At 66.8% G+C, this 15,300-nt stretch carries 11 protein-coding genes; 3 read left to right on the plus strand and 8 right to left on the minus strand.

Features of this window, described 5'->3' with window-relative positions:
- Nucleotides 1–60 precede the first annotated feature (60 nt).
- Nucleotides 61–1,428 carry a serine hydrolase domain-containing protein gene (locus HNR25_RS18355; RefSeq protein WP_184637101.1) on the minus strand — a complete coding sequence of 456 codons (1,368 nt, stop codon included), beginning with the start codon at nucleotides 1,426–1,428 and terminating at the stop codon, nucleotides 61–63.
- 725 nt (nucleotides 1,429–2,153) lie between these two features.
- A complete protein-coding gene (locus HNR25_RS18360; RefSeq protein ID WP_184639743.1) occupies nucleotides 2,154–2,399 on the minus strand; it encodes a hypothetical protein in 246 nt (81 codons plus the stop codon).
- A gap of 392 nt (nucleotides 2,400–2,791) precedes the next feature.
- On the opposite strand from HNR25_RS18360, the gene HNR25_RS18365 reads away from it, so the two are divergent.
- From HNR25_RS18365 to HNR25_RS18375, 3 genes are all read left to right on the plus strand, one after another.
- A complete protein-coding gene (locus tag HNR25_RS18365; protein ID WP_184637103.1) occupies nucleotides 2,792–4,066 on the plus strand; it encodes a sensor histidine kinase in 1,275 nt (424 codons plus the stop codon).
- Entirely contained in the window at nucleotides 4,054–4,707 is a 654-nt protein-coding gene (locus HNR25_RS18370; RefSeq protein WP_184637105.1) for a response regulator transcription factor, read from the plus strand. Before HNR25_RS18365 ends, HNR25_RS18370 begins: the two co-directional genes overlap by 13 nt.
- 346 nt (nucleotides 4,708–5,053) lie before the next feature.
- Nucleotides 5,054–6,463: a tyrosine-type recombinase/integrase gene (locus tag HNR25_RS18375; protein WP_246463744.1), complete on the plus strand. Its 1,410-nt coding sequence runs from the start codon at nucleotides 5,054–5,056 to the stop codon at nucleotides 6,461–6,463.
- A 391-nt stretch (nucleotides 6,464–6,854) separates the two neighbouring features.
- Here the strand turns inward: HNR25_RS18375 and HNR25_RS18380 are convergent, their stop codons facing one another.
- From HNR25_RS18380 to HNR25_RS18405, 6 genes are all read right to left on the minus strand, one after another.
- Complete coding sequence (locus tag HNR25_RS18380; RefSeq protein WP_184637107.1) at nucleotides 6,855–7,112, minus strand: hypothetical protein; 258 nt, start codon at nucleotides 7,110–7,112, stop codon at nucleotides 6,855–6,857.
- A 163-nt stretch (nucleotides 7,113–7,275) separates the two neighbouring features.
- Nucleotides 7,276–7,482, minus strand: a complete 207-nt coding sequence (locus tag HNR25_RS18385; RefSeq protein WP_184639745.1) for a hypothetical protein — start codon at nucleotides 7,480–7,482, stop codon at nucleotides 7,276–7,278.
- Complete coding sequence (locus tag HNR25_RS27110) at nucleotides 7,400–7,918, minus strand: RHS repeat-associated core domain-containing protein (RefSeq protein ID WP_184637109.1); 519 nt, start codon at nucleotides 7,916–7,918, stop codon at nucleotides 7,400–7,402. Before HNR25_RS27110 ends, HNR25_RS18385 begins: the two co-directional genes overlap by 83 nt.
- Nucleotides 7,919–8,351: 433 nt before the next feature.
- Nucleotides 8,352–8,885 carry an RHS repeat-associated core domain-containing protein gene (locus tag HNR25_RS18395; RefSeq protein ID WP_184637111.1) on the minus strand — a complete coding sequence of 178 codons (534 nt, stop codon included), beginning with the start codon at nucleotides 8,883–8,885 and terminating at the stop codon, nucleotides 8,352–8,354.
- 485 nt (nucleotides 8,886–9,370) lie between these two features.
- A complete protein-coding gene (locus HNR25_RS26615; protein ID WP_184637113.1) occupies nucleotides 9,371–12,514 on the minus strand; it encodes an RHS repeat-associated core domain-containing protein in 3,144 nt (1,047 codons plus the stop codon).
- Nucleotides 12,515–13,912: 1,398 nt separating this feature from the next.
- Complete coding sequence (locus HNR25_RS18405) at nucleotides 13,913–14,767, minus strand: transposase family protein (protein ID WP_184637115.1); 855 nt, start codon at nucleotides 14,765–14,767, stop codon at nucleotides 13,913–13,915.
- Nucleotides 14,768–15,300: the final 533 nt, after the last annotated feature.

Genomic DNA, 15,300 nt, shown 5'->3' on the forward strand with positions numbered 1-15,300 from the left:
GGTGGGGCGGGACGCGGAGAAGGTGGGCGTGTTCGGGCAGGGCGGCGCGGGTGCAGGGGGTCAGGCGCCGGAGCGCGCCGGGAGCGGGGTGCGGCGCAGCGCCCGGCCGTTGTACTGCATCGACGCGATCGATCCGGGCTCTTGCGGGTCGCGCAGGAAGCGGCCGCTGAACGACATTCCGCCCAGGTCGTCCATAGTGACGGAGAACTGCAGGTCAGAGGTGATAATCATCGGACCGGAGAAGCCGTTGGACAGACGGAACTGGAACCCGCCGGAGTCGTCCGGGGCGACGTCGGCCATCAGGTCGCCGTTGACGTAGCGGCCGACGATCCCGTCGGTACCGGCTTCCCGGGCGGGAGCCTGCGCGCGGCCGCGGGGCGTGGGCTGTTGGTAGTGGCCCACGTCCAGGCCCAGCTCGCGCAGACCGGCCACCAAGTCCTCCCAGAATCGCAGGCCGGAGGTGCCGTTGGTGGTCAGGGCCAGGGCGGTGCCCCCCTCGGGGTCGACCCGCAGGTTACAGGTGCCGCCGTCGAGCGTGCCGTCGTGGCCGTACCAGAGGCGGTCGCTGGCCAAATGCAGGGCCCACCCTGCGCCCCAACCGTCGGCCAGGCCGTAGGGGGCGGCGGCGGAAACGGTGCGGCCCATCTCGTGCAGCACCCGCGGGTCGGCGATATCGGTGTCCAGGGCCGCGTCTTCGGGACCCATGAAGGCGCGGCCGAAGCCGACCAGGTCGGTGGCGCTTCCGGCCAGGCCGCCGGCGGGTGCCAGGGCGGGTTCGACGGTGAATTCGACCGGTTCGATCGTCCCGGATGCGGTGTCGACGGCGTGACCGCTTCCGGTCGCGGGGACGGAGCCGGGGTCGCGGGCGTCGTACACGAACGCCAGGTCCAGCCCGGCGGGCAGGGCCAGATGCGACTCCAGGGTCTCCCACCAGTCCTGCCCGGTGACGACCTCCACCAGGTAAGCGGCCAGGGAGTAGGCGCCGTTGGAGTAGGAGAACGCGGTGCCGGGAGCGGCGACCGGCGCCCGCTCCAGCAGGGAGGCGGCCTGGCGGCGCAGCGAGGTGGCGCGGACCGGTCCGTCGTCGTGGTCGGAGACCAGACCGGCGGTGTGGCTGAGAAGCTGGCGGGCGGTCGGCGCGGGGGCCGGGCGGTCGGCGGGGAGTTCCGGGAGATAGGTGTCCACGGGGATGTCCAAGTCGACGTCGCCGTCCTCGACCAGCTGCATGACCAGGGCTGCGGTGAAGATCTTGGAGACTGAGCCGTAGGCGAAGCGGGAGCGGGGGGTGACGGGGCGGCCCGTGCCGGCCCGTTCCACCCCGGCGACGAATTCGTGCAGCTCGCCGCCGTGGTACAGGGAGAACTGGGCTCCGGGAACCAGGGAATTCCGGGCGAGGTCGTCGAACAGTCGTCGAAGCTTTTTGATCATGCCGTCTCCCGTTTGGGTTTCGATGATAACCAGTTCACCTGGGGTGATTGCAGCGGGGTGTAGGCAGCCATACCCGACGACAGATGGTTCACCATACTCGCGGTTCGAGTCAACAGATTCGGGTGGCGCCCGAACATGCGGTTCGGCGGCCTATAGTCCTCTGCGCGCGTTGCCGGGCGCGTGTTCGCTCCCATATTTGCGGCGCTGTTCTTGCAAAGGATTTCGAGGTCGCTTGAACAGAGGGTTCCGACTCTTTTGCGGCGGCCACGGGTGTTGTTCTAGCTAGCTCCGATGCGAAGCAATGAGTAGTGCCATCAATGCGCTTCGCCTCGATCGAATCCGCTATGAGCTGGAACGATGTGTCGTCGATGGGTGGTGATCACCGGGTGCCGGGGGATGCGGATCATGTCGTCCCAAGCCAGCGTTCCGGTGTATTAGTGAAAAACAGATGCATCGAACGCGATCGGGTCAGGGTGTTTTCGTGCGTCTTGTGCGATCGCGTCGCATGAAATTCCCCGCCCCTTTTATCTGATTCCGAAAGAGTCGCCCCGGAAGTCCGTGGAAAGGTTTTCATGAAACTGTGGCCACATCAGGCCAGGTGGCGGTGAAGGCGGTGATCGGAAAACAAAAACTCCGCCCGGGAAGATCACCGGGCGGAGGGGCGTGCGGCACACCCGAGGAATGGGCGTGCCTCGTTCCGTTCCGTTCTGGCCGCGGGCCGGCGGCTACCTGCGGTTGCGCAGGTGGTGAACGACCAGCAGGACGATGCCCAGAACCGTCAGCAGACCGAATGCCACACTGATGAGGGGATGGAAGCCGCCGAGGGAGGTCGTCGCGTTGGCTGCCGCGCCGACGATGATCAGCAGCCACAACAGGGCCCGTACCGCATACCGGCCTTGCGTCGAGGGGGTGTCGTCGCGGCGCGGTTCGGAGCCGCTCTGGGGCTGTGCGAACCGATAGGGGTCGCTCATCTGGTGTCTCCCGGAGATCCGGAGGCAGCGGTCGGAGGGTCCTGCACGGGCGAGAGGTTCCTGCCGCGGACTCGACCGAGACTAGGCTCCGGTGCCGCCGCCGAACGATCCCGCACACTGAACAGATCGGGTAGAGCCAGCTGTACTTCTGCGTCCCGCGCCTGCTGGTGCCGTGGTCGGAACGCCGTCCGTGTGGGAGACGCCACCCGCTTCCGGGCGCGGCGGAGCGAGAATGAGCGGTGCTTCGCTCCGATCCGGGCGCCCGGGTCGACGACGGCATCCGCTGGAGCGGACGCCCGGCGGCACCGGCGGCCCGCTCCCACCCGGCGAGCGTCTCCGGCCCGTGCCTAGTAATCTGGCGCCGATTCGGCTCCGGCCGGGAGTTGGTGAGCATGCCCCCCAAGGAAGACGACGCCAAGGCCTCGAGCGAACTGGTGGTAACCGGGTTCAACAGGGTGTTCCTGAGCCTTGAGCGCCTTGCCGGCGGACTGATCACCGCCTTGATGGCGCTGCTCGCCCTCGCTGTCGTCGGCGTGGTCCTGGTCGCCTGCTTCCTCGCCGTCGGCCTGCCGTTCCTGTCCGCGGCGCTGCGCCTGGTGCGCTTGGTCGCCGACCGGGAGCGGCACCGCCTCAGCCGGTGGGGACCGACCATGCCGGCGCCCGCAGCGGCCGCCGTCCCCACCGGGATCGAGGGGGCGCTCAAGGCCGCCGTCCGCGACGTCCAGGTGTGGCGCGACCTGGTCTGGCTCGCTTGCCACGCCACCCTGGGGCTGCTGACCGGGCTGCTGGGGGTGCTGCTTCCGGTGATCGCTGTCCGGGACATCACGTTCCCGCTGTGGTGGTGGCTGCTGCCGCCGGACGCGGCCGGGGCCTCGATCGGCGTACCCATCGAGGACTGGTACACCGCCCTGGCCGTGGGTCTGCTGGGGGCCGCTTGGGGAGCGCTCACCTTCGGGCTCGAACCGGTCCTGGCGTGGCTCCAGTCGTGGCCGGGCCGCCAGCTGCTCGGGCCGCACTCGCGGACCGTCCTACACGAGCGCATCAACGAGCTCACGGCCACCCGGGCCGCCGCTCTCCAAGCGCACACCGCCGAGCTCCGCCGGATCGAGCGGTCCCTGCACGACGGGGCGCAGAGCCGACTGGTCGCCGTCATCATCCAGATGGGGTCCGCGCGGAGGGTGCTCCAGACCGACCCGGCGCGGGCGGACGCGATGCTGGACTGCACCCAGGCGGCCGCCGAGGACGCGCTAGCCGAACTGCGCGGCCTGGTGCGCGGCATCCTCCCTCCGGCGCTGGAGAACCACGACTTGGAGGGGGCCCTCAGCGCGCTCGCCTCAGGCTGCTCGGTCCCCTGCACAGCGGAGGCGGGCGACCTGGGCGTTCTCGCGTCCTCCATCGAGGCGACCGCCTACCACGCCGTCGCTGAGGCGGTCACCAACGTGACCCGGCACAGCGAGGCCGGGCGCGCCGGCATCCGGGTCACGAGAGAGGGGGACATCTTGCACATCCGCATCCACGACGACGGGCGGGGCGGCGCGGCTGAAGACACCGGAACCGGTTTGGCGGGCATCCGGCGCCGGGTGGAGGCGCACGACGGTAACCTCATCGTGGACAGCCCTGAGGGCGGGCCGACCGACATCCGGGTGGAGTTGCCGTGCAGATCGTGATCGCTGAGGACGACGCCCTGCTCCGGGAAGGGATGGCCGCGCTGCTGCGGGGCGAAGGGTTCGAGATCGTCGCTGCCGTCGGCGAGGTTGGGGAACTGCTCGACGCGGTATCCGAGCACGCCCCTGACATCGCCATCATCGATGTGCGGATGCCGCCCACCTACACCGACGAAGGCATTCAGGCGGCGGTGCGCGCCCGGTGCCTCCGACCGGGGATGCCCGTGCTCGTTCTGTCGGCCTATGTCGAGCAGACGTTCGCCACGGAACTGATGGACAACGGAGCGTCGGGTATCGGGTACATGCTCAAGGAGCGGGTCGGCCGGGTCGATCGGTTCCTGGACACCCTGCGCAGGGTCGCGCAGGGGCAGGCCGCGATTGATCCGGAGGTGGTGGCCCAGCTGTTCGCCCGCAAGCCCGCCGACGACGCCCTCTCCCTGCTCAGCCCACGCGAACGGGACGTGCTCGCCCTCATGGCCGAAGGGCTGGGCAACGGGGCTATCGCCGAGCGGATGACCGTCACGGAAGGGGCGGTGCACAAGCACATCCGCAGCGTCTTCGGCAAATTCGGCCTGGCCTCCGACGACCGCTCGGACCGGCGGGTCGCCGCGGTGCTGCACTACTTGAACGCCACGGGCCGCTGACCCCGACGCGGGCGGTGCGGGCCCGGTGCTTCGGCCTCCCTTCTCGTCCGTCGGCCTTTTGGTTGCGAGTGAACCGGGGACGCGGTGTGAGCGCCCGGCGTGCGACGGTGGCCGAACCGGCCTACGAACGGGCGCACCGATGCGTTTGTCCACCCGCCGCGGCCACGTGCGGGGCCTCGATGCGGCTGCTCCGCTGTCGATGGAGCACGCGCCCGCACCGCACTACCCGCTCTGACCGGTACTGGGTGAGAAGGCATGCTCCTCGGCGGCCATCCGGTCCCACCTGCGCCGACGCAACATCGTCGCGACGATCGCCCAGCCCGGCGACGACACCACAGGCAAACCGTTGGGGACAAAGTGCCCCAAGCTGAAACGACCCAACGGGGGCTGGAACTCCGCCCACGGAACCTGGGCCGTCCAGACCGAGTTGCCCCGACGCCCCTCCGGTACGCGGCGCCAGGCGCGGCGGATCGGGTTCGACACCCAGGAAGCCGCGCGCGACCACCTCGACCACATCAAAACGGTGCTGGGGGTGGCCGAGGGCGACGGGCAGGCCGCCATCAAGGCGGGCGACCTCATCGAACAGGCCATCAGAAAGCGCACCCACCTCCCGGGCACGGACGAAGTACGCCGCCGCATCGGCGGGGGCGCCGACACCCGCGAGACCGTGCCCACGGTGGGCGAGTGGCTCAACGAGTGGTTGGCGGGCAAGAAGAAGCTCGCCGCCTCCACCCGGTTGTCGTATCAGGGCCACATCACCAACTACCTCGCCCCGCACCTGGGCTGGGTGCGCCTCGACAAGCTCGGGACGGGCCATCTGCAGACGATGTTCGAGGCGATCGAGGAGACCAACGACCACATCCGCACCAGCCGCGCGTCAGACGATGCGCAGGTGCGGGCCTCGGTGCACGGGATGCGCACCGTGAGCGTCTCCACCGAGCACCGCATCCGGGCGACCCTGCGCAGCGCCCTCTCGGCGGCCGTGTCCCGCCCGGACCTTCCGCTGCAGGTGAATGTGGCCTCCCACATCGAGCTGGAGTCGGCCCCGGGCCCCAAGCCGGTGGTGTGGAGCGCCGAGCGGGTCGCCCGTTTCCGCAAAACCGGCGAGGTGCCGGCCCCGGTCATGGTCTGGACCCCCGAGCAGACCGGCCGCTTCCTGGAACGCGCCCGCCGCGACCGGCTCTACGCCCTCTTCCACCTCATCGCCCTGAAAGGCCCCCGCCGGGGTGAAGCCGTGGGCTTGGAGTGGGACTCGGTGCGCCTCGACGACGGCGCGATCGGCATCACGACCCAGGTGGTGCAGTTGGGGTGGGACACGGCGGTGTCCACACCCAAGAGCGCAGCCGGGCGGCGCACCATCACCCTCGACGAGGACACCGTGGACGTGCTGAAGCCGTGGCGCAAGCGCCAGCGGCAGGAGCGCCTCAAAGCAGGGGAGGCGTGGGTGGAGTCGGGGCGGGTGTTCACCCATCCCGACGGCACCGGATTGCACCCGGGGTGGGTGAGCGGGTTGTTCTGCCGTATCGCCGCCGAGGCGGGCTTGCCGCCGATCAGCCTGCACGGACTGCGCCACGGCGCCGCCTCGCTGAGCCTGGCGGCGGGGGTGGACGTGAAGGTGGTCTCCTCCGAACTCGGCCACTCCACGACCTCGTTCACTCAGGACACCTATCAGAGCGTGTTCCCCGACGTCGCCAAAGCCGCCGCCGAGGCGACGGCGAAGCTGCTGCCGTTGACGAAGGCTCGATCCGCGGACTGATCTGGGAAGGACGGTAGACCGGCCGTTGGGCGGCCCGGAATCGGGCCGCCCATCTCCTCTGGCAGTGCGCACAGCGCGATGGACAGGACGGTGCTGCACGGGTCACGTGCATCACGGGGCCGTCGCGGGAGGGGCCTGCCGGGCAAGGTCGGTGATGGAGGTTCGGGCGTGGCATCTTGATGAGGCAACGGAGCTCCTGTGGAGCTGGGGAATTGTGTCCCGGTGCTTCCACAGGAGCTCCGTTGTTATATGTCGGGGCTGTCGGGTGCATCTCCGCGATCGTCCTACTCACGTGGCCTGCATGGCCACGTCACGCCAGCAACTTTCATCACCCCCTGGCGCGATCCGGGATCTACTCGAACTGGCCCTGTCCTTCCTCGGGGAAACTATCCTATTTGGAGGTCCAAGTTCTTTTTGTCCAATAAAGTAAGCCTGAAACGACAACGATGCTGCCGACGGCGGCCATTTCAAGGATTCGTGGCCCTCTGTCGAGGAATTTTCGCACAAAGAAAGAGGTGCATGGGTAGACGAATATCATGGCGAGAATGAATGCCCATACCATGCTGTTTTTGCAGGTTTCCATGGTGCCCTCTTTGTTGGCATTTACGGTTGCCCGGCGGATCTCACGACCATGGCAATCATCCGGCACTCACACGCTCCCGGCGCACTCGCAGCCAAGAAATTTCGCGCCGCCATGAACGGGCGGGTGCGGCCCGAACCGGACCGCACCCGCCCGCGATACACGGCCAGGGCACTCGAGACCCAATCAGCCGCCCGACCAAGGTTGTCGATGGTTCAACGAACAACCGATGTCAACCAAGAAAGCTTGGCAAATACATCATCAGAGCAGCCACGACAGACAAACCCAACGCAGCGAAAAGCATGGCAGCACAGACAGCGACAGAGGTTTTAGATCTCTTGTTTTTGTCAAAGGCATTAAAAGTGAGGCCGTAGACAAACCCCGCCAAGAGAAGCGCAAGGCCAATCAATAGAATGATAGTCGCCATTGCATCGCCCATTATTGTTCGGTTTTCTGGAGTTTACTATTATCTTGTTGCATACTGCCAGATTGAATAACCCATGCACATCAGAGCCAGGGCCGCACTCAAACTTGCAGCAATCCAGCCGAGTGGATTCCAACCGTTTTCCAGGGCCAAGAATCCCAAACCAGCCAATACAGGGCTGCCAACCACACAAACTACGTTGAGTCCGCTGGGGTCGGTGTTGTTGATGGTCGCATGCGGCGTAGGAGTACAGGTTGTCTTCTTGCCGGGAGGGGTCTTGTTGGGTGAAGCGGTGGGTGCGTTGGGAGAGGTAGCGGTGGCCGAGGGCTTTGTCGCCGTTGTCGAGTTCGTAGGCGCCGGTGTAGGTGAAGGGGTTGTCTCCGGCCGCTTGGTCGCCGCTGCCGGCCGTGGCCGCCTCGGTTTGGCCGTAGGAGGTGTAGTCGTAGGCCACCTCCGGATCGCTTGACTCGGTTCCGTCCTCGGCGAGGGCGAGGGTCGAGTTCTGGGCGTCGGTGGCGGCGTTGCAGCGCCGCCTGAGGCCGGGAGTGGGTGCCCGGGGGGTTTGTGCTTCCGCCCCGGGCGCCCGCCCTTCGTTCTTGCCCGGAGGTCATGGAGGTCTTCGTTTTCTATCGTGGACCGAAAACCCTCGCTCCTTATGTTTCCATAAGGAAAAATGCAAAAGCAGAAACAATAAGAAGAGTAGTCCCCAAGGCTATCCAAGCGATCGTCTCTGCTTTATCGGGCTTATGGTTTTGGCGAGCCAGGCTACGGATTCTCCAAGCTCCGACCATAGCAAAACCCCCCAATGCAATTGCCACCATACCGGCCGTCATGGTTTCCTCTTTTTTGGAAAACTTTTCATGCAGATTGTTTCAGAATATGCCCTAACAAGCAGTTGCTACCCCATAAACCCCTACTCCCGCCCCGATGACAGCGGCGCCGAATAGAAATGCTGGCATGGCGACTGCGCCTCCCACTCCGATGGCAATTGCCAAAGGCCATGCAGCGCCCGCGTATCCGATATCCGATACGAAAAATCCAGTGACATTTACCGCACATCCAACCCACAGTCCGCTGGGGTCGGTGTTGTTGATGGGGTCGCACTCTGCGTAGGAGTAGAGGTTGTCTTCCTGCCAGGAGGGGTCCTGCTGGGTGAAGCGTTCGGTGAGGTGGGACATGTAGCGGTGGCCCATGGCCTTGTCGCCGTTGTCGAAGGTATAGGAGCCGGTGTAGGTGAAGGGGTTGGCCTGGGCCGCTTGGTCGCCGCCGCTGTTGGTGGTGGTGTCGGTGTTGCCGTAGGGGGTGTAGTCGTAGGCCACCGCGGGATCGCCGGCGTCGGTGCCGTTTTCGGCGAGGGCGAGGGTGGAGTTCTGGTGGTCGGTGGCGGCGTTGTAGCGCTGCCCCTGGTCGTCGATCATGTCGAGCATGCGGCTGTCGGGGTCACACACGTAGTGGGTGCGGCCCCCGTCGTCCTGTTCGATGCTTGTCCAGGCTGGTACCGCAGCGCATCGAGGGCCTTCCGGCCGAACCACGTGTCGAAGGCCCTCGGTGCACCCGGGGATAGTTAACTGCTTTCGCGGCCTGTTTCTCTAATCAGAACCCTATGTATATATTCTATCCGATTCGATGATCCTTCCAGTGCCCGATACCCCGGATTGGATATTCATTACAACTAAGGTTGCTCCTCCGCAATGAGAGCCACAAGCGAGACCACAAAAACGGAGACAAAAAGACATGCTGCAAGCAGTTTTTCAGCTCGTGAAACGTTGCGTCCTTTTCGGGCCAATATAAGGAACCTTATTTGCAGAAGAGCAGCAAGGGCGAGTAGCGTGGACGCCATTACTACGTACATAGCGATCGCCAAAAACCTTGGTTGGTTGGCATGGAAGTTATCCTTGTTTCTCTAGAACAGCGGGTACAGGGCACACCCGATGCTGCTGACTGCTGCGCCCGCTGCAATTGTCCAGCCAAGAGGTCCGGTCACTGCAAGCGCGTAAGCAACAAATCCCACCTTGGCCCAGTAAATGCTAAGCCCTGAGCAGATAGCCGTAGCAACACTTACAAGTCCTGATGGGTCGGTGTTGTTGACGGGGTCGCAGGCGGCGTAGGAGTAGAGGTTGTTTTCTTGCCGGGAGGGGTCTTGTTGGGTGAAGCGGTGGGTGAGTTGGGAGAGGTAGCGGTGGCCGAGGGCTTTGTCGCCGTTGTCGAGTTCGTAGGCGCCGGTGTAGGTGAAGGGGTTGGCCTCGTCGACCGCACCGCCGCCGTTAGCGGTGTCGGTCTCGGTGTCGCCGTAGGGGGTGTAGTCGTAGGCCACCGCAGGGTCCTGCGACTCCGCGCCGTCCTCGGCGAGGGCGAGGGTGGAGTTCTGGTGGTCGGTGGCGGCGTTGTAGCGCTGCCCCTGGTCGTCGAGCATGCCCAGCATCCGCCCATCGGGATCGCGCACGTAGTGGGTGCGGCCCCCGTCGTCCTGTTCGATGCTGGAGATGCCCAGGGCTGTGTTGGTCAGGGTCCGGGTGGCGGCCTCCTCGCCGGTGCCTTGGGTGATGGTGCGGCGCTGGGTGGAGTCGGCGGTGTCGTAGCCGACCTGCAGGTCCGCCTCGGCGTCGCCGGCGTCCTTCTCGGTCATCTGCCCGGTGGGGCTGTAATCGATGTCGGTGTCGCCGGAGGAGGTGAGGTTGCCCGCCTGGTCGTAGCCCAGGTCGGTGTCGCCGGCTTCGGTGACCTGGTCGGCCCGGTTCACCGCGTAGTCGGTGTCGCCGGCGGAGGTGAGGTTGTCGGCCTCGTCGTAGGTGTAGTCGGTCTGCCCGTCGCTGGTCAGCCGCCCGCGCTGGTCGTAGGTGAAGTCGCGGGTGTCGCCGTTGACGGTGCGCGACTGGAGCTTGGTGGTGGCTTCCCCGTCGTCATCGGTGTAGGAGTAGACCGCCTCGGCCAGGGTGTCGCCGCCGGCGTTGGCCATCACCGACTCGGTCAGCAGCCCGGCCTCGTTGTGCTCCAGCTGCTGGGAGCCTCCGTCGGGGAAGGTGACCGTGTCGCGGTTGCCGGCCTCGTCGTAGCCGATGGTGGTCTCACCGCCCTGGTCGTCGGTGACCGTGGTCACCCGGTGGGCGGCGTCGTAGGCGTAGTCGGTCGTGGCGCCGTGTTCACTCAGCGAGGTGAGGTTGCCGGCTTTGTCGTAGCTGTAGGCGTAGAGATCATGGTCGTCGCCGTCGTCGCGGCCGGTGGAGGCCACGTCGCCGCGCTTGTCGTAGGCGTGGGCCAGCGTGGCCCGGGGCGTGTGGGTGGCGGTGACGTCGCCGTTGGCGTTGTACTCGGTGGACTGCAAAATGGTGCCCTCGTGGGTGATCTGGGTGACCCGGTCGAGGGCGTCGTAGGTGTAGTCCAGCGTGGTGCCCGCACCGTCGGTGACGCTGGTGACCCGGGACAGGGCGTCGTAGTCGAGGGTGGTGGTGCCCAGCGGGTCGGGCTGGTCGATCTCGGTGAGGTTGCCGTCGCCGTCGTAGGAGTACTCGGTCGTGGCGCCGTTGCCGTTGGTTTGTGCGGCGAGGGTGCCGTTGTTGTTGTACTCGAAGCTGGCTTCGGGGTTCTCGGCGCCGGGGCGGGTGATTTCGGTGAGGTTGCCGCGGGCGTCGTAGTCCAGCTCCATCTCCTGCTCGGGGGCGGTGATGGAGGTGGGTTTGTGCGGGTTGGCGGAATCGGCGTAGCCCACCTGGTACTGGGCGCCGCTGGGCAACTCGGTGCCGACCATGTTGTTGAGGTCGTCGTAGTCGTAGGTGGTGGAGGCCCCGGCCGGGTCGGTGGCGGCGGCGACGTCGGCGGCGGCGGTCCAGTCGGTGGAGCGGGTGTTGCCTTCGGCGTCGGTGGCCTCTTCTTGGCGGCCCTGGGAGTCGAAGGTGTGGGTGGAGTCGTTGCCGCGCGGGTCGGTGACCGTGGTTTCTTGGTCGCCGTGGTCGTAGGTGGTGATGGCGCGCTCGTCGCCGGTGACCGGCTGGTCCAGCTCGGTCAAGCGCCCGTCGGTGTTGTGGTCGAGGTTCCAGACGTGGCCGCGGGCGTTGGTGATCTCGGCCAGGTGGTGGTTGTCGTCGTAGGCGAAGGAGACGGTCTCGCCGGCCCGGTCGGTGATGGCGGTGAGCAGCCCGTCGGCGTTGTAGGCGTATTCGGCCGCGGTGGCCCCGGTGGGGTCGGTGATCTCGGTGAGGCCGATGCGCAGGTCGTGCCAGTCGAGTTCGGTGACCCGGTCCTGGTCGTCGACCACGGAGGTGATGAGGCCGTCGGAGTCGTAGCCCAGGGTCTGGGTGTTGCCGTTGTGGTCGCTTTGGGAGTACAGCCATCCGTCGGCGGTGAAGGTCCACATCTGGTCGGTGTAGGGGCCTTCGTGGAAGGTGAGGCTGTAGCGGCCGTTGTCGAGTTCCTCCAGGTCGGCGTCCATGTCCTCGGGCGAGGAGAAGTCGCCGCCGCCCTGGTCGGTGAAGGTTTCGCAGAAGCCGGAGGGGCCGCGGAAGACGACGTCGTCGGAGTCGGTGATGAAGTCCAGGCCCACGTCGGTGCCGGTGTTGAGTTTCCACCCGTTGGTGCCGAGGTCTTGGCTGTTGTAGACGCTGGACAGGGACAGGTCGATGCCGGTGCCGGGGATGGTCAGATCGCGGTGGCGCAGGACGGTGTTGCCGTTTTCGAGGTTGACGTCCAGTTCCAGGCGGTCGCTGATCTGGTGGCGCTGCATCGGGTAGTGGTTCTGCACGCCGCGGTTGGTGCCGTCGTCGCAGTTGTCGCCCGGGTCGACGTCGGTGTCCAGGGTCGAGGCCCCGCCCTGTTGTTGGGCTTCGCGTTCGTGCGGGGGTTTCCATTCCTCTTGCGGCGGGGCTCCGCCGGAGGGGTCGCGGTCGACCGTCTCGTCGGGGGTCCAGGAGTCTCCGGCGGGCACTTCGCGGGCGCCGGTGTCGCCGGGGTCGGCGTGGGCGGGAACGGCCACCAGCAGGGGGGTGATCAGCAGGGCGGCCGCGGTGGGCACCAACGGCCGGAACAAGCCGTGGTGGGGGTTCAGCAGGGGCACGATGCTCCTGTCATCGGGGGTGGGAGGTGCACACGGCCCCGGACTCCCAGGATTCACCCAGGAACACTCAGGGTTTTCCCAGGAATGCGGGGCGGGCGGCACATTAGGTACGGGTGGACACGTTCGGCAACCACCCCGGCGCGCCCCCGAGCGGCCCGCGGGTTGACACATCCGGTCTCGGGCCCTACCGGCGGTGCGAGTGGGTGAGGGCGGGCGCGTGCCCGGCGCCGGGGTCCGGGTGATGGGATCGTGAGGTTTTCCGGCGCCCTCCGGCGGCAACACCGCGGCTTTCTCGCGCCCGCCCGCCCTGTGGGTTCCGGGATGCGGAAGGCACGGGGGCGGGTTGACCGCCCGCACTGGCCGCATCCGGCCAATCCCACGGTTCTCAGCGGGGCGTGTCCGTCTCGCCCGTGTCTCTGCTTGCGAGGTCCGTCGCGGCGGCGGACACAGGGAGGGGTCCGGTCGGCACCTGCCTCGAGCGGGGCCGTGGCCGGGGCTCGATGCCGGGTGCGGTGGCGCCGACAGCACTCATGAGCGTGCGGGGAGGTGGGTGCCGGGCTTGAAGGCCGGCAGCGGCCCCGGCACGATACCACCGGCGACAAGGCGTGGACTTCCCGATCGACCCGTCCCGTGCTTCGGCGGTCACCGCCGGCTGGAAGCGGCCACAGGCCGCATGCCCCGGGGTGTGGCCCGCTCCTCCTGGCACCGGTGGGCTCGTCCTGCCAGCTGCGGGGCTTGGTCGCACGGCTGCGATGTGCGCTGGGGCGGCCGTTTCCGCTCGAGCGGGCCTGGTGGCACCCGTTGCCGCGTGGGCCAGGCGGAGGCGCGTCGGCGCGGTGCGCGGGGCGTCCCGGTTGTGATCGCGGCCGCGCCGGGGTGTGGGGGCTGCGTGGGTCCGTGGCGGGCTGGTGCCGGGGCCGTTGGGGTTGTTCTGGGCGCCGCCTGGCGGGCGGGGGCGGTGTGTGGGGCGTGTGGCGGGTTGCCGTCGCGCCCCGGTCGGACTGGCGGTCGAGGCCAGGGTGCGGTAGGGCCTGGTCCGCTAATCCGATGGGGCGCTTCGAGCGGGGTCCCAGCTGGGGAGCCAGCACGGAGCGAGCGCGGAAGACAAACCGGACGAATCGACGGCCATCCGAGAGTCATGCAGGCCGTTGACCTGGTAAAATATGGTGCACCTGGCAGGATTCGAACCTGCGGCCGTCGGATTAGAAGTTGCCTGGTTCGATCCCGACCGCCGCCGAATAATGCCGCTACCTGCCGTTTTATCCACCGGGTCTCCGCCGCCAATGCCGCGATGTGACGCCGTATGCCGCCCGCGTTCGTGGCAGCCGAGCGACGATGGAGCACACGCGCTCGCTCCAAAGTGACAGCCGACGTGGCATTGAGGTGATCTCAGCGATTTCAGTTGAGGCGGCCATGCTCGAAACGGGTGAGTACGAGCGCTGCTTGCGCGATGCCGCCGATCTTGGTCGGGCTTGCGGTGATGTGCTTCAACAGTCGCCAGCGCTGCGTGAGCAGCGCGAACCCGCGTTCGCCCAGGCAACGTAGGCCACGTTCAGGCGGTCGACGGTTGCGTCGTCCACCGCCCGGTCTCGGCCGTCGCTGGGGGTGGTGAACGGAATGAGGACGCCGATGCCGGCTCCCCGATAGCCCGGATCGGCCGGCGTCGGCAGCCCCCCGCGCCGCCGCGGGATAAAGCGCGGGCAGCACGTGGATGCGGGCGGCGGTCACATCGTGTACGCAGCTGGGCTCGACGTCGCTGACGAAGGCGGGGAACCCGTCGGGTTCGCACAGGGCCTGAAGGTTGCCGCCGTGGTGGCCGGCTTTTCCCGAGTACCAGAGGTCGATCCGTTCGCCTTTGACGCTGAGGGTTTTTGCGGTGCAGCGGTCGGTGGCGACGACGGTGCCGTCCGGGATCAGGTGCGTGGCTCCGTCCTCGCGGGCCTGTTGCAGGGCCCGGTCGAGGTCGGGCGCCTGCTCGGCGAGCACGTCGGTGCCCTCGTCGGTGTAGCGGTAGGCGGTGGCGCGGCCGATGGCGAAGTCGGGGGCCGGGTCGCAGGGGAGGGTGCCGTCGCGGAAGTGGCGCAGAACGAGCACGGCCTGGTGGAAGCAGGTCAGGGCGCGGCTGCCGGCGCGGGTGCCGCGCCGGCGGCGCTCGCCTGCCGGCAGCTTCGACAGGAAGTGGACGGCTTCCCTGCCGACATCGAGGATGGCACGATAGGTGACCACGTGGAGCCTTTCACGGTAGTCCGGCAAGATTCGACACCTCGCCTTCTACCTGGGGCTCCACGTCTATGTCCGGGGAACGGACATTCCTACCCGACTGTCGCTTCTGCGTACTTGGTCGCTCTTCCGGAACCAAAATTCGCTGAGATCACCTCATTGTCTCGCAAGCGCGTCAGGACACTAATGGTTCACACACGCGTGTCAAATATCTTCTCCTTCAAATATGTCAAACATGACCAGCTGTTTGACACGAAGCTCTCGAATGATTGCTTCCTCGTCCCTCCGTGCTGCGTTACGATCGAGGAAACTTCGACCTTCGACGTGAGAGGTTGGAGCTTCGCTAGTCTATTTGACGGCAGTTCATCGGGACTTGATGCTTCGCGAGCAAAAATTGTGGCTGCTTGCCAAAACAGATGGCCATGAAGACAGGAGGTGCGTCCGATCCCCGAATCGGCACTCGGTCTTGGATGTTACCGGGGCCATTTGATCTTCCCGGTTTCTGACTCACCGCTGATCCGGTCGGCATCAGCGTCCACGCCCGACCGCTTCGAGTGATGGCGACC

This window comes from Streptomonospora salina (genome assembly GCF_014204715.1).
GTDB classification, from domain to species: domain Bacteria; phylum Actinomycetota; class Actinomycetes; order Streptosporangiales; family Streptosporangiaceae; genus Streptomonospora; species Streptomonospora salina.

What these genes read in the sequence shown, in the direction of transcription:
- HNR25_RS18355 (WP_184637101.1), bottom strand. Translation starts at nt 1,428, where the DNA reads ATGATCAAAAAGCTTCGACGACTGTTCGACGACCTCGCCCGGAATTCC.
- HNR25_RS18360 (WP_184639743.1), bottom strand. Translation starts at nt 2,399, where the DNA reads ATGAGCGACCCCTATCGGTTCGCACAGCCCCAGAGCGGCTCCGAACCG.
- HNR25_RS18365 (WP_184637103.1), top strand. Translation starts at nt 2,792, where the DNA reads ATGCCCCCCAAGGAAGACGACGCCAAGGCCTCGAGCGAACTGGTGGTA.
- HNR25_RS18385 (WP_184639745.1), bottom strand. Translation starts at nt 7,482, where the DNA reads ATGGGCGATGCAATGGCGACTATCATTCTATTGATTGGCCTTGCGCTT.
- HNR25_RS18395 (WP_184637111.1), bottom strand. Translation starts at nt 8,885, where the DNA reads ATGATCGACGACCAGGGGCAGCGCTACAACGCCGCCACCGACCACCAG.